The organism is Blastococcus sp. TF02A-30 (genome assembly GCF_003319185.1).
In the GTDB taxonomy this organism is placed as follows: Bacteria; Actinomycetota; Actinomycetes; order Mycobacteriales; family Geodermatophilaceae; genus Blastococcus.
This window is the reverse complement of the sequence record NZ_QOHJ01000005.1, coordinates 141858-160686: the sequence shown is the minus strand read 5'-3', so window position 1 is coordinate 160686 and position 18829 is coordinate 141858. Positions and strand designations below refer to the sequence as shown.

The following is an 18829-nucleotide window of genomic DNA, read 5'->3' as shown; positions in this document are numbered from 1 at the left end:
GGTCACTCGCCGACCGACGGCGGGAACTGCACCGGCCGCGGGAAGGAGATCGCGAAGACGTGCGCCGGCTCGCGGAACGGGTCGAGCTCGACGTAGTTGAACTGGCCCCAGTCGTAGCGGTCGCCGGTGATCTCGTCGGTCACCGCGAACCGCTCGTGCCAGTCCAGCCCCAGCGACGGCAGGTCCAGCGACGTCGTCCCGATCTGCCGGTCGCGGCTGGACAGGTTGACGACGACGAGGACGGCGTCGTCCGAGCCCGGATCGGTCTTCGTGAAGCACAGCAGGTTCGGGTTGTCGACCGGGTGGAAGCGCAGCGTGCGCAGCTGCTGCAGCGCGGGGTGCGCCCGGCGGATCTCGTTGAGCCGGCGCAGGTACGGCGCCAGGCTCCGGCCGGAGGCCTCCGCGCCGGCCCAGTCGCGCGGCCGCAACCGGTACTTCTCGCTGTCGTAGTACTCCTCGCTGCCCGGCTTGACCGCCACGTGCTCGAACAGCTCGAAGCCGGAGTAGACGCCCCACGTGGGGCTCATCATCGCCGCCAGCACGGCCCGGATCTTGAACATCGGCGGGCCGCCGAACTGCAGCGACTCGTGGAGGATGTCCGGGGTGTTCACGAAGAAGTTGGGCCGCATGTAGTGCGCGTTGGAGGCCAGCTCGCGGCCGTACTCCTCGAGCTCGCCCCGCTCGGTCCGCCACGTGAAGTACGTGTAGGACTGGGTGAACCCGATCCGCGCCAGCTGGTGCATCATCGCCGGCCGGGTGAACGCCTCGGCCAGGAACAGCACGTCGGGGTCGGTCCTCTTGACCTCCCAGATCAGCCAGTGCCAGAAGTTCAGCGGCTTGGTGTGCGGGTTGTCCACGCGGAAGATCCGCACGCCCGCGGCCATCCAGTGCCGCACCACGCGCAGCACCTCGGCGTAGATGCCCTCGGGGTCGTTGTCGAAGTTGACCGGGTAGATGTCCTGGTACTTCTTCGGCGGGTTCTCCGCGTAGGCGATCGTGCCGTCGGGCTTGGTGGTGAACCACTCCGGGTGCGCCTCGACCCACGGGTGGTCCGGCGCAGCCTGCAGGGCGAGGTCGAGCGCGACCTCCATGCCCAGCTCGCGGGTGCGGGCGACGAACGCCTCGAAGTCCTCGAGCGTGCCGAGCTGCGGGTGGACGGCGTCGTGGCCGCCCTCGTCGCTGCCGATGGCCCACGGGGAGCCGACGTCGTCGGGGCCGACGTCGGAGGGGTTGCCGCCGGGGAACTGCGGCGAGTTCGGGCCCTTGCGGTTGACCTTGCCGATCGGGTGGATCGGCGGCAGGTAGACGACGTCGAAGCCCATGTCGGCGATCGCAGGCAGCCGGTCGGCCGCGGTCTGGAAGGTGCCGTGCGTGGGCGCGCCGCCGACGACGGCCCCCTCCGAGCGCGGGAAGAACTCGTACCAGGAGCCGTAGAGGGCCCGCGGCCGGTCGACCCACACCTCGTAGTCGGGGGAGGGGGTGACCAGCTCGCGCACCGGGTGCTCGTGCAGGTAGCGCTGCAGCCCGGCAGCTAGGGCCGGTGCGATGCGGACGGTCAGCTCCTGCGAGGTGTCGCGCAGGGCCGCGGCCGCGGCCTCGACCCGGCCGCGCCAGTCGTCGCCGGCCTCGGCGGCGACCCGGTCGAGCAGGCGGGCGCCCTCCTCCAGGTCGTTGGCCAGCTCGTCGGGGCCCTGCCCGGCCTCGACCTTCACCTCGACGGCGTGCTTCCAGGTCTCCAGCGGATCGCTCCACGCCTCGACGCGGAAGGTCCAGCGGCCCTCGCGGTCGGGGACCACGGTGGTGATCCAGCGGTCGGGCTCCTCGCCGAACCGCGACATGCGGTTCAGCGGGCCCGGCTTGCCGTCGGGGTCGGTCCAGACCACGTCGGCGGCGACGGCGTCGTGGCCCTCGCGGAACACCGTGGCGGTGATCGGCAGGTGCTCGCCGACGACCGCACGGGCCGAGAAGGACCCGCAGGACACGACGGGGGCGACATCGGAGATGCCGAGGCGGAGGTCAGCGCGGCCAGTCATCGCCGCAACGCTATCGAGGTCGCGGGCCACGGGCACTTCGGCGAGCACCCGTCCGGGTGGGACGGGTGGGGACGGTGGTGCGCGGCCCCCTCCGCGGAACCCCTGGTGGAACGGGCGAGGCTGGTTAGTCTCGTCCGGTGCGAGCACTCCGCCGGTTCACCGTCCGCGCCGCCCTGCCCGACCCGCTCCTGCCGCTGTCGCAGCTGGTGACCAACCTGCGCTGGTCGTGGCACCCGGAGACCCGCGACCTGTTCGAGGCGCTGGACCCGGAGCTGTGGCGCACCTGCGGCGGTGACCCGGTGCGCGCGCTGGGCGAGGTGTCGGCCGAGCGGCTGGCGCAGCTGGCCGGCGACCGCCGCTTCGTCCGGCGGCTGCAGGACGCCGTCGACGACCTCGAGGAGTACCTCGGCACGCCGCGCTGGTACCAGTCGCTGGGCGACGAGGCGCCGCGGACGATCGCCTACTTCTCCGCCGAGTTCGGCATCACCGAGGTGCTGCCGCAGTACTCCGGCGGCCTCGGCATCCTCGCCGGCGACCACCTCAAGGCCGCCTCCGACCTCGGCGTCCCGCTGGTGGGCGTGGGCCTCCTCTACCGCGCCGGCTACTTCGCGCAGGGGCTCTCGGCCGACGGCTGGCAGCTGGAGCACTACCCGTCGCTGGACCCGCACGGCCTGCCGGTCAAGCTGCTGCGCCAGCCCGACGGCTCCGCCGTCGTCATCACCGTGCCGCTCCCCGAGGGGCGCACCCTGCACGCGCACGTGTGGAGGGTGCAGGTCGGCCGGGTGTCGCTGCTGCTGCTCGACAGCGACATCGAGGAGAACGCGCCGGCCGAGCGCGGGGTCACCGACCGGCTCTACGGCGGCGACGAGGACCACCGCCTGCGCCAGGAGATGCTGCTCGGCATCGGCGGCGTCCGGGCCCTGCGCGCCTACTGCGCGCTGACCGGCACGCCGGCCCCCGAGGTCTTCCACGCCAACGAGGGCCACGCCGGGTTCCTCGGGCTGGAGCGGATCCGGGAGCTCATGGAGTCGCACGGGCTGGCCTTCGCCGAGGCGCTGCAGGCCGTCCGCGCCGGCACCGTCTTCACCACCCACACCCCGGTGCCGGCCGGCATCGACCGGTTCCCGAGGTCGCTCATCGAGCGCTACTTCGCCGGCTTCGGCGTGCCGCTGCAGGAGATGCTCGCGCTGGGTGCCGAGGAGGACCCGGCGAAGTACAACATGGCGCACATGGGGCTGCGGCTCGGCCAGCGGGCCAACGGCGTGAGCCAGCTGCACGGGCACGTCAGCCGCGGCATGTTCCGCGACCTGTGGCCCGGGTTCGACGAGGCCGACGTGCCGATCGGCTCCATCACCAACGGCGTGCACGCCCCCACCTGGACCGCCCGCGAGCTGGTCGAGATGGGCACCCAGACGACCAGCCAGGGCGACCCGGTCGACGTCGCCGGCCCGGTGCACTTCGACGGCGTCGACCGGATCCCGGCCGGTGACCTGTGGACCACCCGCCGGCTGCTGCGCGGCCGGCTGGTGGACGAGGTGCGGCGGCGGCTGCGGGAGACCGCGCTGTCCCGCGGCGCCACCGAGGCCGAGGTCGGCTGGACCGACAGCGCGTTCGACCCCGACGTCCTCACCATCGGGTTCGCCCGCCGGGTGCCGTCCTACAAGCGGCTGACCCTGATGCTGCGCGACCCCGCCCGGCTCAAGGCGCTGCTGCTGGACCCCGAGCGGCCGATCCAGCTGGTCATCGCCGGCAAGAGCCACCCGGCCGACGACGGCGGCAAGAAGCTCATCCAGCAGATGGTCGCCTTCGCCGACGACCCGGAGATCCGCCACCGGATCGCGTTCCTGCCGGGCTACGACATCGGCATGGCCCGGTACCTCTACTGGGGCTGCGACGTCTGGCTGAACAACCCGCTGCGCCCGCTGGAGGCCTGTGGCACCTCGGGCATGAAGGCCGCGCTGAACGGTGGGCTGAACCTCTCCATCCGCGACGGGTGGTGGGACGAGTGGTTCGACGGCCAGAACGGCTGGGCCATCCCCACCGCCGACGGCGTCAGCGACGCCGACCGGCGCGACGAGGTCGAGGCGCGGGCCATCTACGACCTGCTCGACAACCAGGTGCTGCCGCGGTTCTACGAGCGCGACCGCGACGGCGTGCCCGGCCGCTGGGTGGAGATGGTGCGGCACACGCTGCGCGAGACCGGCCCCAAGGTGCTGGCCACCCGCATGGTGCGCGACTACGTGCAGGCGCTCTACGTGCCCGCCGCCGGCTCCGCCCGGGCCATGGCGGCCGACGGCTACGCACCGGCCCGCTCGGAGGCCACCTGGCGGGCGCACCTGCTGCAGCACTGGTCGACCGTCCGCGTGGCCCACGTCGAGGCCACCGGCGCCGGCGACACCCCGGAGATCGGGTCGACGCTGGCGCTGCGCGCCGAGGTCGAGCTCCCGGGGCTCGCGCCGGACGACGTCCAGGTGCAGGCCGCCTACGGCCGGGTGGACGACGCCGACGGGCTGCACGACGTGACCACGGTGCCGATGACCCACGAGCAGACCGACGGCTCCCGGCACTGGTTCACGGCGACCGTCCCGCTGGAGCGGACGGGCGCGTTCGGCTACACCGTGCGCGTGCTCCCGCACTCGGCGTACCTGGCCGATCCGGCCGAGCTGGGCGTGGTGACGACGGCCTGATCCGGATCGCTTGAGACTCTCAAGCCACGCGCGCCCCAGTGATCGTGTGTGACCTCGTGCGGGCACGGCGTGGCGGTGGCACGCGGGCGCCGAACCCGGCTTCGGGTCACTAGGCTGGCCGTCATGCCCGACCGCTGTGAAGTCCTCCCTGGAGATGCCGTCGTCGCCCGCCGCGACGGTGGCCTGCTGTGGGTCGACGCTCCCGGTTCGCCCGCACTCGTCGCGGCCCTGCACGCCTGCCTGGGCGTCTCCGGCCCCGGTGCCGACCGGGTGCTGTCGGCCGTGGCCGCCCAGGTGAGCTCGCTCGCCTCGGGTTCGGCCTCCTACGCCCTCGTCCTCGCCGACACCGGCGCGGGCACCGGTGTCGCCCTCTGGTCCGGCAAGGGCCAGCCCGCCGTCGACGGGGTGCCGGTCTCCGGTTCGTCGGTCGACGGCGGCACCCTCGCCACCGGGTTCTCGCTGGGGCGCACGCTCTACGTGGGCCCCGGCGCGGCCCCGTCGTCGTCGGCGGCCGGTGTCTCCTTCGACCTGGTCGAGGGCACCGTGCCCGGGTCGGGCGCGCTGCTGCAGGTCGCCGCGCCCGCGCCGGCCGGCGCCACGCCGGTCTCCGCGCCGTCGTCCTCCTCTTCCTCGTCCTCGTCGCCGTTCAGCGCGTCCTCGGACGCCGGCTTCGGCTCGAGCCGGGCCTCGGTCGCCGCGGCGCCGGACTCCGGCGAGCAGACCGCGTTCTGGCGGCCCGACGCGGCACCCGCTCCGGTGCTCCGCTTCGACGACGGCCTGGTGGTCACCGTCGACGAGGACCTCGTGCTGGGTCGGCGTCCCGACAACCACGAGATGGTGACCAACGGCGGCGCCCGCCCGGTGCCGATCGCCGACACCCAGAACGTCCTCTCCTCGGCGCACGCCGCGCTGACCCGCTCGGGCAGCGAGGTGTCCCTCGTCGACCTGGGCTCGCTCAACGGCACGCACGTCGCCGGCCCGGAGGCCACCGAGTGGACCCAGCTGGAGCCCGGCGTGCCGCACGTGCTCTCCGACGGCGACCGCCTGCTGCTCGGCTGGACCGTCATCACCTTCGAGCAGTCCCCGGAGTAGCTCCGCCCGCCGTTCCCGGCAGACGCTGTGCGCCGATGCCCCGTTCCGAGTCCTGGAACAGGGCATCAGCGCACTTGCTCGCTCGTCTGGAGGAGCGAATCGGCGTTCGGTGCGCCACCGCCTCGAGGGACGTCGACCTCTCGACCGACTCGGGACGTCTCGTCGGCCGCGTCCTCGGCGCCGTCCCCCGCGCCGACAATCGCGCGACGCACCGAGCGCCAGCTCCTCGCCAGCGCGCAGCGGGCCGTGCTGGGGCGACCGCCCACCGGTCCCCGGCCGCTCGGCTGGCAGGCCGACAAGGTCGCGCCGCACCCGGACGAGGCTCGGCGGCGACTGCGCCTTCGACGCGGTGCTCGCCGGTGCCCCCTGCGGACCGTAGCCCGGGACTGGAAAGCGCCTGGCTGACCACACCCCCGGCGCCCCTGACAGCCCGACGGGTGCGGTACGTCCTGACCAGCCCTCGGTACGCCGGGCGGCGAGCGACCCGCTCGGGGAGCGGGCGGGCGTGACAGGTGGTCGGCTCGGGGAGCAGAGCGGGCGTCGTCGGGGAAGAGACGTTCCGCGCTGTCATCGAGTTGGGCGGCGCCTCGCGCACCACCCAAGACACCCGGCGTTCCCACTTCCTTTTCGGGCTTTCCCGGTGCGTGGCTTGGGGGGCACCCTGCAGCACCGGGAGCCACGCAGCATGGCGTCCGCACGCTGAAGTACTCGGTGTCCCGCCACCTGGCCCGGTCCGCCGAGCCGATCGAGGCATGAGGCGGTGAGCTGGTGGTGTCGCGACTGTCCCGCCCCGACGCCGCTGAAGTGCTGATCGACACCGTCCGCCCCGACGTCGCCGCGCAGCGGTCCGAGGCGGCAGCGAAGCGGGCGCGGCTCGGCCAGCTCGCCGACCTGCTGGCTGACGGCACGCTGACCCGCGAGGCGGTTCGCACGGCATCCGCGCGGTTGCCTGCCGACCTGGCCGACGTCGAGGCGTGCATGGCCGACAGCGGCCGGGCCGACGTGCTCAGTCTGCCGGGGATGTGCGGGCGGTGTGGTCGGTGCTCGACCCCGACCGTCAGTGCGCCGTCGTCCACGCTCTGCTGACCGTCTCGCTGCACTCGCCGGGACGGGAGCGGCGCCACTGCGCCCGACACGGTCGGCGTTGCTCTCGCTGACCCGGGGTGCGCGAAGGGCCCCTACCGAGCGGTAGGGGCCCTTCGTCTCGTCTACTTGCCGGTTACCCGGCGGATCGTTCCCTCGCCAGCGCCGACCTTGCGAAGCTTCGTGACGAAAGATGTCGAAGGCTGCTTCGGGATCTTCACGTGCTCGGAGAGAACGCCGTACTTGCCGGTGGAACGGACTCGCCCGGTGCTGGTGGTCTGTCGCTTGTGGGTGCTGTTGTGGGTCATGGCCATATGGGGCTCCCTTGGCTCTCCGTGGGCCGAACTTAACCTGCTCGGCTGTGGCCCACCAGTGGATCTCGCCCCCGGTGGGGGTGTCATGCCGCTAGCGAGCCAGGCAGTTACCGATCGCAGAGCTTGCGTCCTTTAAGTGTCGGCGCGTGTGGGCGGAGTTCTTGTCGAACCGCGGAAGATCTCCGGCCGCACCATCGAGTGCAACGCAGCCGAGAACCTTCGATCTTCCGTTACTTCCCTCCCGGATGATTGGCAGCGCCCAGACGACGCGGGCCTTCGAGCGACGGGCCTGGAACTCTGCGAACGTGAAGCCCTGTCGAACGTCCTCCGGGGCTTGAGCCCACTCTTCCGGGGAGCAGTCGGCCCAGTCTGCCCACGTGTCGGCCACGTCAGCTCTGACCAGATCGCCCCGCGCGACGCAGAGACCGATGATGCCCATCCCGGGACGCCACACGGTCTCGGAGGCGTCGTGTCGGTCGTGAGCCTGATGTCGGTCGAGCCGCCACAGCACTTCCCGCCAGGGGAGGGGAAGGCGCCATGACCAACCGTCCGCCTTGCTGTACGAGGGCCACTGCCAGATCCAGCGCCGTCGGACCTCGTACGCGGCGAAGCCGAGCGTTTCCGGGCGCGCCTTGGAGTCCTCCAACACGTTCAAGAACATGGTGAAGAGGCTGTCGCGGACGTCCTGCTGCAATCGTTCCCGGCGGGCCTTGCGGCGCGTGCCCCACAGCCCTGCTAGCTGCGAGATCAGGGTGACCACCGCGGCCCCCACCACCAGGACGACGAGCGTCTTGCCGGTCAGCTTCCAGACGTTCGCCGCCTGCAACCCGGCCGCGACTGCGGCGAAGGCACCGATCAAGTAGCCCAAGATCTTCATGATCGTTGAGACCCGGACCACGCACGCTCCTCGTTACAGCACTACAACGACCCGTGAGACTAGGTGTCGTATGCAAGCAGGCTGACGGGAGGGTGACCCGCGTCTCGTCGATTAGACCGCTGCGCCTCTGATCGCGCGCGGGTGACCGGTTGAGCTTCGCCCATGCCTTCGCCCCGGCCGTCCACTCGTCCGCGAGCGCGTCGGCGGTCTCGCCGAGCGGGACCGCCGGTCGCCGCCGGGCGGCGCTTGGTCAGCAGCTCGACTAACTCGGGGCCGGGCTGGTCGACGGTCGCCGGGGCGCGCCCCACTCCGTCCGCCGGGAAGCGCGCGCCAGGGCTCGGACAGGTAGGACGACCCGCCGCCGCGCGCAGTTGGGCGCGGACGACCTCGACCGCCTGCGACGCGGCGGCGAGCCGGTCAGCGGACGCGCCCTCGCGACGCGGCCGACGGCGCTCGGGCCGGACATCGCGGTACGCCTCGTCCGCGTCCTCGCGGGCCTGTTCGGCCGTCGCTGCGGCGCGATGTGGTCGGTCAGGACGGTGCGCATGGCCAGGCCTCTTGTGGTGGCATCTGCCGGGTGCCCAGCAGTCGTGCCCGGTCGCGTTCGACGGTCAGCAGGCCGTTCGCCCCGGCGAGGCGCACTTTCGAGTCGTCGTCGCCGAGTGGGTCGCCGTACACCCGCGCGACCTGATTGAGCCGCAGTTCGGACTCGCGCGTAGCTCATCGAGTTGCTGGGCAGGCGTGGCGGCGCTGCCCCCAACCGAGCAGCTTCGCCGCCCGGTTGGGGGGTGCCCCCCCCGTTCGGCGGCCACGTCACGGACCGACCGGGCCCGGGCGTGCAGGTCGAGGCAGTGGCCACCCGCTCGCGGTGGGCGGGCGGTCGTGCCCTACGCGCGAGCGCGCGCCAGGGACGCGCTCGGACGCGGCCGCGACTTGTCGGACCCGTGCGAGACAGTGTCGCGCGGAACCTGTGCCGCCCGAGGCGCAGGGCGGACGAAGGAAAGCGCATGGCAGTCACGGTTCGGACGACCCGCACCAGCGCAGGGAATCACATCAAGGTCACGCACGCCGAGGCGAACCACATCGACATCGCGAACGGGCACCTGCTGGTGCTGAAGTGGAACGGCGGGGGCTACGACACCATCGCCGCGTACGCCCCCGAGAAGTGGATCGACGCGACCACGGAGCAGTCCGCCGCGAAGTGAACCGACGGCGGGGCGAGGTATGACCTCGCCCGCCGTCCGTCACCGATCCGAGGCGCCCGTCACACGCGCTGCGGGCACTGGTCGACCGCCAAGCATCAACTGCACACCCGCCGCGCTCGCAGTCGCTCGCCGTGGTCGGCCCGCTCGCTGTCGAGTGCGCTCCGGTCGAATCGGGGTGCCTGATCGCCGCACAGTGCGCTGGGGAGCGACGGGACGTCCGTCAGAGTCGCCACTACCAGCGCAACGGTGCCGTCGCGCCTCACTGGCCCCCTCCCGCACCTGCAGGACGACGGTGTTCGGCCCGGTGACCGCCCGCGCAACTGCGGGGCGAGCCCGCCAGGATGGACAGACTCGTCGTGAGCAAGTGACCGAGGGCGGGCCGGGGCACGACCGCCGCCTCCGCATTCCCGGCAGCTGATCTCAGGGGCGGCGCAGGACCCGGAGCGCCCACACGCAGCGGGCCGGGAGCTCCAGCTCGCCGGGTGCGACGAACGCCGGCTCGGGCGGCGTCCCGGTCGGGTACTCGGTGGAGACGACCAGCTCGTAGCCGTCCGCCCACGGCGGGCCGGGCAGCGTCACCGGCACCGGCTCGGCGCCGGCGTTGAGCTGCACCAGGAACGAGTCGTCCACCACCGGCCGCCCGTACGCGTCGCGGTGCCGGATGCCGCGGCCGTCGAGGTACATGCCGATCGTCTGCAGCTCGCCGTCGAACCAGTCGGCGCTGGTCAGCTGCACGCCCGCGGGTGAGAACCAGGCGAGGTCGCGGGTGCCACCCGAGCCGGGGATCTCGTGCCCCTCGAAGAACGCCTCCTGCCGCAGCACGGGCGAGGAGCGGCGCAGCCGCAGCAGCGTCGTCACGAACTCGCGCAGGTCACCGTCGACCCGCGACCAGTCCAGCCACGACAGCTCGTTGTCCTGGCAGTAGGCGTTGTTGTTGCCCAGCTGCGTGCGGCCGAGCTCGTCGCCGGCGGTCAGCATCGGCACCCCGGTGGACAGCAGCAGCGTGGCCAGCAGGTTGCGCACCTGCCGCTCGCGCAGCGCCACGATCTCGGGGTCGCCGGTCGGCCCCTCGACGCCGCAGTTCCAGTTCCGGTTGTGGCTCTCGCCGTCCCGGTTGTCCTCGCCGTTGGCCTCGTTGCGCTTGTGCTCGTAGGCGACCAGGTCGGCCATCGTGAAGCCGTCGTGCGCGGTGACGAAGTTGATGGAGGCGAACGGGCGCCGGCCGTCGGAGCGGTAGAGGTCCGACGACCCGGTCAGCCGGTAGGCGAGGTCGCGGACGCCGACCTTCGCGCCGGCCCACACGTCGCGGACGGTGTCGCGGTACTTGCCGTTCCACTCCGTCCACGGCGGCGGGAAGTTGCCCACCTGGTAGCCGCCCGGCCCGACGTCCCACGGCTCGGCGATCAGCTTCACGGTGCTGACCACCGGGTCCTGGTGGACGACGTCGAAGAACGCCGACAGCCGGTCGACGTCGTGCATCGAGCGGGCGAGCGCCGAGGCGAGGTCGAAGCGGAAGCCGTCGACGTGCATCTCGGTGACCCAGTACCGCAGCGAGTCCATGAGCAGCGCCAGGACGGCGGGGCGGCGGACGTCGAGGGTGTTCCCGCAGCCGGTGTAGTCGGTGTACCTGGCCGGGTTCATCCCGTCGAGCCGGTAGTAGCCGGGGTTGTCGATGCCCTTGAGCGACAGCGTCGGGCCGGTGTGGTCGCCCTCGGCGGTGTGGTTGTAGACGACGTCGAGGATGACCTCGATGCCCGCGGCGTGCAGCGCCTTGACCATCGTCTTGAACTCGGTCACCTGGCCGCCCGCGCCGCCGGCGGAGCTGTAGGCGGCGTGCGGGGCGAAGTAGCCGAGGGTGTTGTAGCCCCAGTAGTTGGTCAGGCCACGGCGGAGCAGGTGCGGCTCGCTGACGAAGTGGTGCACCGGCAGCAGCTCGACGGCGGTGACGCCGAGGGAGCGCAGGTGCTCGACGAAGGCCGGGTGGGCCAGGCCCGCGTAGGTGCCGCGCAGGTGCGGCGGGACGTCGGGGTGCCGGGCGGTCGCGCCCTTGACGTGCACCTCGTAGATGACGGTGTCCGACCAGGAGGTGCGCAGCGGCCGGTCGCCGTCCCACGGGAAGGTGTCGTGGACGACGACGCCGCGCGGCACGACCGGCGCGGAGTCCCGTCCGTCGGGGGCGCCGCCGTCGGGGGAGTCGGCGTAGGCGAACAGCGCGGGGTCCAGCCGGACGTCGCCGTCGACGGCCCGGGCGTACGGGTCGAGCAGCAGCTTGGCGGGGTTGAACCGCTGCCCCGAGGAGGGGTCCCAGGGGCCGTGCACCCGGTACCCGTAGTGCTGGCCGGGCCCGATGCCGGCCAGCCGGCCGTGCCACACCTGGTGCGTGGTCTCGGTCAGCGGCTGCCGGTGCTCGGTGCCGTCGGCGTCGAACAGGCAGAGGTCCACGGCGTGCGCCCCGGCCGACCAGAGGGCGAAGTTCGTGCCCGTGCCGTCCCAGTGCGCGCCGAGCGGGGTGGGGGAGCCGGGCAGGACCTCGGCGACCGGGTGCTCGATCACCGCCCGATCGTGCCAAGCGGATCGCGGATGGGCGTGCAGGTGCGCCGCGGCGGGTTGGTTGGATGGGCCCGTGTCGAGCCCAGAGCCCGCCCAGGGGGCGGTCGTCCGGATGACCGGTGTCGATGTCGTGCGGGGTGACAACCACCTGCTGCGCGGGATCGACTGGCGGGTCGAGGCCGACCACCGCTGGGTGGTGCTCGGGCCCAACGGCGCCGGGAAGACCACGCTGATGCAGCTGGCCGGCGCGCAGCTGCACCCGACCCGCGGGGAGGTGCGGCTGCTGGGCGAGACGCTCGGCGCGGTCGACGTCTTCGAGCTGCGGCCCCGCATCGGGATCACCAGCGCGTCGCTGGCGCAGCGCATCCCGCCGGCGGAGACGACCGGCGACATCGTCGTCTCGGCCGGGTACGCCGTCGTCGGCCGCTGGCGGGAGCGCTACGACGTCCACGACCTGACCCGCGCCGGGATGCTCATGGAGCAGTGGGGCGTGGCGCAGTACGCGCACCGGCCCTTCGGCACCCTCAGCGAGGGCGAGCGCAAGCGGGCCCAGATCGCCCGCGCGCTCATGCCGGACCCCGAGCTGCTGCTGCTCGACGAGCCCGGCGCGGGCCTGGACCTGGGCGGGCGCGAGGACCTCGTCTCCCGGCTGTCCGACCTCGCCCGGTACCACTACGCCCCGGCGCAGGTGCTGGTCACGCACCACGTCGAGGAGATCCCGCCGGGCTACACGCACGCGCTGCTGCTGCGCGGCGGCGAGGTGGTGGCCTCCGGCGCGTTCGACGACGTCCTCACCGCCGGCACGCTGTCGGACACCTTCGGGCTGGCCCTGGACCTGACCCGCACCGACGGCCGGTTCACCGCCCGCCGCGCTCGTTAAGGTGCCGGGCATGGCATCGACGCCCGAGTTCGTGACCCTGCAGGTCGAGGACGGGGTGGGCACCGTCCGCCTCGACCGCCCGAAGATGAACGCGATCGACGAGCAGCTGCACCGCGAGGTGCGTGCCGCGGCCCTGGAGGCGGCGGAACGCGCCGACGTGCGTGCCGTCGTCCTCTACGGCGGGGAGCGGGTGTTCGCCGCCGGCGCCGACATCAAGGCCATGTCGCAGCTGACCGGCTCGAGCATGGTCGCCTGGGGCCGCGAGCTGCAGGACTCCTTCCGCGCGGTGGCCCGGGTCCCGAAGCCGGTCATCGCCGCGGTCACCGGCTACGCGCTCGGTGGCGGCTACGAGCTCGCGCTGTGCGCCGACTTCCGGGTGCTCGGCGCCAGCGCCAAGATCGGCCAGCCGGAGATCCTGCTCGGCGTCATCCCGGGCGCCGGTGGCACCCAGCGGCTGGCCCGCCTGGTGGGGCCGGCCAAGGCCAAGGACCTCGTCTTCACCGGCCGGCACGTCGCCGCCGAGGAGGCGCTGGAGATCGGTCTGGCCGACGCCGTCGTCCCCGACGACGAGGTGTACTCGACCGCCGTCGCCATGGCGAAGAAGTTCGCCGCCGGCCCGCCGCTGGCCCTCGCCGCCGCCAAGCGGGCCATCGACGAGGGGCTGGACCTGCCGCTGGACCAGGGCCTGGACCTGGAGAGCCGGCTGTTCGCCGAGCTGTTCGACACCGAGGACCAGAAGACCGGGATGAGCTCCTTCCTGGAGAACGGTCCCGGCAAGGCCCGGTTCGCCGGTCGCTGAACCGGGCGGTCCGTCGCCGAACGGTCATCCGACCGTCATGCAGGAGTACCCGGCGCGGACCGCTCGGGTCCGCCACAATGCGCGAGGCCGCCCGCCCGGGGCCATCCGGTCCACGGGCGAGGGCGGCACCACACCAGGAGGACTAGTGCGACGCACCACCCTGCGGGCCGCGGTCGCGGTCGTGACGGCCGGAATGACGCTGACCGCCTGCGGCTCCGACGACGGCGGCAGCGGCTCCGGCGGCAGCGGTTCGGACTGGGCCACCGCGACCTCGGCGGAGGACGGCGGCGGCATGGACGCGCTCGTCGAGGCGGCGAAGGCCGAGGGCGAGCTCAACGTCATCGCGCTGCCCCCGGACTGGGCGAACTACGGCGAGATGCTCGAGACCTTCAGCGAGAAGTACGACATCGAGATCAACTCGGCCAGCCCCGACGGATCGAGCCAGGACGAGCTGAACGCCGTCGAGAGCCAGCGCGGCCAGGACCGGGCGCCCGACGTCCTCGACCTCGGGACGGCGTTCGCCCGCCAGGCGCAGGGCCAGGACCTGCTCGCGCCGTACAAGGTCGAGACGTGGGACGACATCCCCGAAGGCCAGAAGGACGCCGACGGCCACTGGTTCAACGACTACGGCGGCTACCTGTCGATCGGCTGCAACGCCACCATCGTCGGGAAGTGCCCGACGAGCTTCGAGGAGCTGCTCGACCCGCGCTACGCCGGCCAGGTCGCGCTCAACGGCAACCCGACCCAGGCCGCCGCGGCCTTCGGCGGCGTCTGGGCGGCCGCGCTGTCCAACGGCGGCAGCCTGGACGACATCGGCCCGGGCATCGACTTCTTCGCCGAGCTGAAGGACGCCGGCAACTTCAACCCGGTCGAGAGCACCCCCGCGACCATCGACAGCGGCGAGACCCCGATCGTCCTCGACTGGGACTACCTCAACGCGTCCTACACCGAGGACCTCGCGTCCGCCGGCACGACGTGGGAGGTCGCCGTCCCCTCGGACGGGCTGTTCGGCAGCTACTACAGCCAGGCCATCAGCAAGTTCGCCCCGCACCCGGCGGCCGCCCGTCTCTGGCAGGAGTTCCTGTACAGCGACGAGGGCCAGAACATCTGGCTGAAGGGCGGCGCCCGCCCCGTCCGCCTGCCCGCCATGGAGGACGCCGGGACCGCCGACGCCGACGCGCTGGCCAAGCTCCCCACCGTCGAGGGCTCCGCGGAGTTCCCGACCGAGGAGCAGGAGACGGCCGCCAAGCAGGTCGTCAACGAGCGCTGGAACGCGGAGATCTCGGGCTGAGCACCACCGCAGCACCGGTCGCGCCGGCCCCTCGACGCAGGGGTCGGCGCGGGCGGCTGCTCACCGTCCTGGGGGCGCTGCCGTTCTTCCTCTACGTCGGCGTCTTCCTGCTGCTGCCCATCGGGGTGCTGGCCGTCGAGGCCTTCCGGGCCACCGACCCGGTCACCTTCGAGGAGACCTGGTCGACCGGTTCGATCACCGCGATCACCGAGGGGCCCTACCGCCGCGCCTACCTGGGCAGCCTGCAGCTGTCGGCGATCACCGCGGTGCTCGGCGCCGTCCTGGGGCTGGCGCTGGCCGTCGCGATCCTGCGCGCCCGGCGCGGCCGGTTGCTGCGCCGCCTGGTGCTCACCGCCTCGGGCGTGCTGGCCAACTTCGGCGGCGTCCCGCTGGCCTTCGCCTTCCTCGCGACGATCGGCGGGCAGGGCGTGGTCACCGCCTTCCTGTCCGACACCCTCGGGATCGGGCTGGGCGGGTTCACGCTCCAGTCCATGACCGGCCTGGCGGTGGTCTACCTCTACTTCCTGATCCCGCTGATGGTGCTCACCATCGTCCCGGCGCTCGAGGCGCTGCGCCCGCAGTGGCGGGAGGCCGCCGACAACCTGGGCGCCACCGGCTGGCAGTACTGGCGGCACGTCGGCGGGCCGGTGCTCCTGCCCCCGGTCCTCGGCGCGACGATGCTGCTCTTCGCCTCCGCCTTCGCCGCCTACGCCACCGCGAAGGCGCTGGTGGGCAGCAGCGTCCCGCTGGTCACCCTGCAGATCGCCGACGCGCTGTCGAGCAACGTCGTCGTGGGCGCCGAGAACCTGGGCAAGGCGCTGGCGCTGGGCATGGTGCTGCTGGTCGGCCTGGTCATGGCCTTCTACGCCTGGGTGCAGAAGCGCACCCAGCGGTGGCTGTCGTGACCGCGCTCGCGGAGAGCGTCGCCGGTGCCGGCGGCGTGGCTCCCGGGACCCCCGCGCGGCCCTCGCGCCGGCGTGGCTCCGGGGCCTGGCGGTTCGCCGTCCTGCTGGTCCTCGGCGTCTACTTCCTCGTCCCGATCGGGGCCTCGGTCTGGTACACGGTCCGCGACCGGGTCGACGGCGGGGTCACCGGCCGCGTGTACGGCGCGATCCCCGGCGCCGAGGGCTTCGCCGAGGCGTTCGGCCGCTCGCTGCTGCTGGCCGGCCTGACCGTCGTCCTGGCGCTGCTGCTCATGGTGCCGACCGTGGTGCTCGTGGAGCTCCGGCTCCCGAAGCTGCGCACGGCGGTGGAGCTGCTGACGCTCGCGCCGCTGGTGCTGCCCCCGATCGCGCTGGTCGTGGGTGTCCGCAGCGTGCTGGCCTGGGCGCCGGACTACTTCTACGGCACCCCGGTCGCCGAGGCGATGTTCGCGCTCCAGCGCCCGTCCCTGCCGTGGATCCTCGTGCTGGTCTACGTCGTCCTGGCGCTGCCGTTCGTCTACCGCGCCCTGGACGCCGGCGTGCGCGGCTCGGACCTGCGCACCCTCACCGAGGCCGCCCGCAACCTCGGCGCCTCGTGGCCGCGGGTGCTCGGGTCGGTCGTCCTGCCGGTCCTGCGCACCTCGGTGCTCAACGCGGCGTTCCTCACCGTGGCCCTCGTGCTCGGCGAGTTCACCGTCGCCTCCATCCTCGGCTTCGAGACCTTCCCCACCTGGATCGTGCGGATCTCGGGGTCCCAGGCGCAGCTGTCGGTCGCGGTGTCGGTGCTGTCGCTCGTCGTCACCTGGCTGCTGCTGCTGCTCATCTCGGCGCTCGACCGGCGCCGGGGCACGAAGGAGAGCTCATGACCACCGCCCCCGCTCGCGTGGACGCCCCGGCGCGGCCCGGCGTCGCCGTGCATCTCGAGGGGCTGACCCGCCGCTACGGCTCCGTCGTCGCCCTCGACGGGCTGGACCTCGACGTCGCCGGCGGCGAGTTCCTGGCCCTGCTCGGTCCGTCGGGTTGCGGCAAGACGACGGCCCTGCGGGCGATCGCCGGCTTCGACCAGCCGGACGCCGGTCGGGTGCTGGTCGACGGGCGAGACGTCACCGACGTGCCGCCGAACAAGCGGGACATGGGCATGGTCTTCCAGGCCTACAGCCTGTTCCCGAACCTGACCGTCGCCGAGAACGTCGCCTTCGGGCTGCGGGTGCGCCGGCGCGGCAAGGCCGAGCAGATCGGCCGCGCCGCGGAGCTCCTGGAGCTCGTCGGCCTGGCCGACCGCGGCGACCGCTACCCGCACCAGCTCTCCGGCGGCCAGCAGCAGCGCGTGGCGCTGGCCCGCGCCCTGGCCGTCGCGCCGCAGGTGCTGCTGCTCGACGAGCCGCTGTCGGCGCTCGACGCCCAGGTGCGGGTGCAGCTGCGCGAGGAGATCCGGCGGATCCAGCTCGACCTCGGCATCACCACCGTGTTCGTCACCCACGACCAGGCCGAGGCGCTCTCGGTGGCCGACCGGGTGGGCGTCATGCGCGCGGGCCGGCTCGAGCAGGTGGCGAGCCCCGACGACCTGTACGAGCGGCCGGCGACGGCGTTCGTGGCGGAGTTCGTCGGCACGATGAACCGGTTGCCGGCCACGCTGTCCGGCGGCGAGGTCGAGGTGCTGGGGGTGCGCCGGCCGGTCGCCGGGTCCGCGCCGGCCGGGCCGGTCGAGGCCCTGGTCCGCCCCGAGGCGTTCACCGTCACCCCGGACGGCGCGGCACGGGTGGTGACCCGCACGTTCTCCGGGGCGGTCACCCGGCTGCTCGTGGCCCTGCCCGGCGGCGTCGAGGTGCGGGTCGACCTGCCCAGCGCCGACAGCCGGGACCTGGGCCCCGGATCGCCCGTGACCGTGACCCCCGCCGAGCGCCCGGTGCTCGTGGTCCCGGCGGAACCGGCGTGAGCCCGGTCGTCGACGTCGACCGCTCCGACCCCGCGGGACGGGCCTGGGTGGACCGCGCGGTCGCCGTCGTCGAGGCGGACGCGCGGCGCAGCGCGGACACGCACCTGCTGGTCTACCCGCTGCCGCCCGAGTGGGGGGTCGACCTCTACCTCAAGGACGAGTCGACCCACCCCACCGGCAGCCTCAAGCACCGGCTGGCCCGCTCGCTGTTCCTCTACGGCCTGTGCTCGGGGCAGATCACCGAGGGCAGCACGGTCGTCGAGGCGTCCAGCGGCTCGACGGCGGTGAGCGAGGCGTACTTCGCACGGATGCTCGGCCTGCCGTTCGTCGCGGTCATGCCGCGCTCGACCAGCCCCGAGAAGGTGGCGCTCATCGAGTTCCACGGCGGCCGGTGCTCCTTCGTGGACAACCCGCCGGACATGTACGAGGCGGCCCGGCGGCTGGCCGCCGAGTGCGGCGGGCACTACCTCGACCAGTTCTCCTTCGCCGAGCGGGCGACCGACTGGCGCGGCAACAACAACATCGCCGAGTCGATCTTCGAGCAGCTCTCCGCCGAGCGGCACCCGGTGCCCGAGTGGGTCGTCGTCGGCGCCGGCACCGGGGGCACCAGCGCCACGATCGGCCGGTACCTGCGCTACCGGCGGCACCCCACCCGGCTGGCCGTCGTCGACCCGGAGAACTCGGCTTTCCTGCCCGGCTGGGCCGCGGGGGAGCCGGGGTGGACGACCGGCGTGCCGTCGCGGATCGAGGGCATCGGCCGGCCCCGGGTCGAGCCGTCGTTCGTGCCCACGATCGTCGACCGGATGATCGGCGTCCCGGACGCCGCCTCGCTGGCCGCGATGCGCCACCTCGAGCGGGTGACCGGCCGCCGGGCCGGCGGCTCCACCGGCACCAACCTCTGGGGTGCGCTGTCCCTCGTCGCCGAGATGGTGGCGGCCGGGCGGCAGGGGAGCGTCGTCACCCTGCTGTGCGACGGCGGCGAGCGGTACGCGCACACGTACTACTCGGACGGGTGGGTGGCCGAGCAGGGCCTCGACCTCGCCCCGTACGCCGCCACGCTGCGGGTCTTCGCTGAGACGGGGGAGTGGCGGGCGCCCGCGTGACCGGCCTCACCCATCCCCGGGATCCCGGCCGCTTTACGGGCCAGTAACCTCCATGA

15 protein-coding genes are annotated in these 18829 nt (G+C 73.1%); 11 read left to right on the top strand and 4 right to left on the bottom strand.

Annotated elements, in window-relative coordinates; translation table 11 throughout:
- Window positions 1–2: 2 nt before the first annotated feature.
- On the bottom strand, window positions 3–2033 hold the full coding sequence (locus DQ241_RS12600) for an alpha-1,4-glucan--maltose-1-phosphate maltosyltransferase (protein WP_113830556.1): 2031 nt from the start codon (window positions 2031–2033) through the stop codon (window positions 3–5).
- 137 nt (window positions 2034–2170) lie between these two features.
- Here DQ241_RS12600 and glgP point away from each other — a divergent pair, with 137 nt between their 5' ends.
- The 3 genes from glgP to DQ241_RS12585 all read left to right on the top strand — a co-directional run bounded on the left by glgP (window position 2171) and on the right by DQ241_RS12585 (window position 6898).
- The gene (gene glgP / locus DQ241_RS12595; protein ID WP_113830555.1) at window positions 2171–4720 is read left to right on the top strand and encodes an alpha-glucan family phosphorylase; all 2550 of its coding nucleotides are present in this window, start codon (window positions 2171–2173) and stop codon (window positions 4718–4720) included.
- Between the two features lie 123 nt (window positions 4721–4843).
- The gene (locus DQ241_RS12590) at window positions 4844–5812 is read left to right on the top strand and encodes an FHA domain-containing protein (protein ID WP_113830554.1); all 969 of its coding nucleotides are present in this window, start codon (window positions 4844–4846) and stop codon (window positions 5810–5812) included.
- A gap of 768 nt (window positions 5813–6580) precedes the next feature.
- Entirely contained in the window at window positions 6581–6898 is a 318-nt protein-coding gene (locus tag DQ241_RS12585; protein ID WP_113830553.1) for a hypothetical protein, read from the top strand.
- Between the two features lie 122 nt (window positions 6899–7020).
- On the opposite strand, the gene DQ241_RS20400 is transcribed toward DQ241_RS12585, so the two are convergent.
- Window positions 7021–7209 carry a hypothetical protein gene (locus DQ241_RS20400; RefSeq protein ID WP_147252374.1) on the bottom strand — a complete coding sequence of 63 codons (189 nt, stop codon included), beginning with the start codon at window positions 7207–7209 and terminating at the stop codon, window positions 7021–7023.
- Window positions 7210–7300: 91 nt separating this feature from the next.
- Window positions 7301–8107, bottom strand: coding sequence for a hypothetical protein (locus DQ241_RS12580; protein WP_113830552.1), 807 nt, complete (start codon window positions 8105–8107; stop codon window positions 7301–7303).
- A gap of 986 nt (window positions 8108–9093) precedes the next feature.
- On the opposite strand from DQ241_RS12580, the gene DQ241_RS12575 reads away from it, so the two are divergent.
- Entirely contained in the window at window positions 9094–9291 is a 198-nt protein-coding gene (locus tag DQ241_RS12575) for a hypothetical protein (protein ID WP_113830551.1), read from the top strand.
- A gap of 420 nt (window positions 9292–9711) precedes the next feature.
- On the opposite strand, the gene glgX is transcribed toward DQ241_RS12575, so the two are convergent.
- Complete coding sequence (gene glgX / locus DQ241_RS12570; RefSeq protein ID WP_113830550.1) at window positions 9712–11844, bottom strand: glycogen debranching protein GlgX; 2133 nt, start codon at window positions 11842–11844, stop codon at window positions 9712–9714.
- 70 nt (window positions 11845–11914) lie between these two features.
- Between glgX and DQ241_RS12565 the strand changes: the two genes are divergently transcribed.
- The 7 genes from DQ241_RS12565 (at window position 11915) to DQ241_RS12535 (ending at window position 18773) form a co-directional block, all read left to right on the top strand.
- On the top strand, window positions 11915–12721 hold the full coding sequence (locus DQ241_RS12565; protein WP_233492403.1) for an ABC transporter ATP-binding protein: 807 nt from the start codon (window positions 11915–11917) through the stop codon (window positions 12719–12721).
- A 10-nt stretch (window positions 12722–12731) separates the two neighbouring features.
- Window positions 12732–13520 carry an enoyl-CoA hydratase/isomerase family protein gene (locus DQ241_RS12560; protein WP_113830548.1) on the top strand — a complete coding sequence of 263 codons (789 nt, stop codon included), beginning with the start codon at window positions 12732–12734 and terminating at the stop codon, window positions 13518–13520.
- Between the two features lie 145 nt (window positions 13521–13665).
- Entirely contained in the window at window positions 13666–14811 is a 1146-nt protein-coding gene (locus tag DQ241_RS12555) for an extracellular solute-binding protein (protein ID WP_199584481.1), read from the top strand.
- Window positions 14812–14936: 125 nt separating this feature from the next.
- Window positions 14937–15716, top strand: coding sequence for an ABC transporter permease subunit (locus DQ241_RS12550; RefSeq protein ID WP_233492402.1), 780 nt, complete (start codon window positions 14937–14939; stop codon window positions 15714–15716).
- Complete coding sequence (locus DQ241_RS12545; protein ID WP_233492401.1) at window positions 15713–16600, top strand: ABC transporter permease; 888 nt, start codon at window positions 15713–15715, stop codon at window positions 16598–16600. Before DQ241_RS12550 ends, DQ241_RS12545 begins: the two co-directional genes overlap by 4 nt.
- Window positions 16597–17670, top strand: coding sequence for an ABC transporter ATP-binding protein (locus DQ241_RS12540; protein ID WP_113830546.1), 1074 nt, complete (start codon window positions 16597–16599; stop codon window positions 17668–17670). The genes DQ241_RS12545 and DQ241_RS12540 overlap by 4 nt, the downstream gene beginning before the upstream one ends.
- Complete coding sequence (locus DQ241_RS12535) at window positions 17667–18773, top strand: PLP-dependent cysteine synthase family protein (protein WP_113830545.1); 1107 nt, start codon at window positions 17667–17669, stop codon at window positions 18771–18773. The genes DQ241_RS12540 and DQ241_RS12535 overlap by 4 nt, the downstream gene beginning before the upstream one ends.
- Window positions 18774–18829 lie beyond the last annotated feature (56 nt).

Excerpts from the sequence above, each read along its gene's own strand:
- DQ241_RS12600 (WP_113830556.1), bottom strand. The coding sequence starts at position 2,033 with ATGACTGGCCGCGCTGACCTCCGCCTCGGCATCTCCGATGTCGCCCCC.
- DQ241_RS12590 (WP_113830554.1), top strand. The coding sequence starts at position 4,844 with ATGCCCGACCGCTGTGAAGTCCTCCCTGGAGATGCCGTCGTCGCCCGC.
- DQ241_RS20400 (WP_147252374.1), bottom strand. The coding sequence starts at position 7,209 with ATGGCCATGACCCACAACAGCACCCACAAGCGACAGACCACCAGCACC.
- DQ241_RS12575 (WP_113830551.1), top strand. The coding sequence starts at position 9,094 with ATGGCAGTCACGGTTCGGACGACCCGCACCAGCGCAGGGAATCACATC.
- DQ241_RS12560 (WP_113830548.1), top strand. The coding sequence starts at position 12,732 with ATGGCATCGACGCCCGAGTTCGTGACCCTGCAGGTCGAGGACGGGGTG.
- DQ241_RS12540 (WP_113830546.1), top strand. The coding sequence starts at position 16,597 with ATGACCACCGCCCCCGCTCGCGTGGACGCCCCGGCGCGGCCCGGCGTC.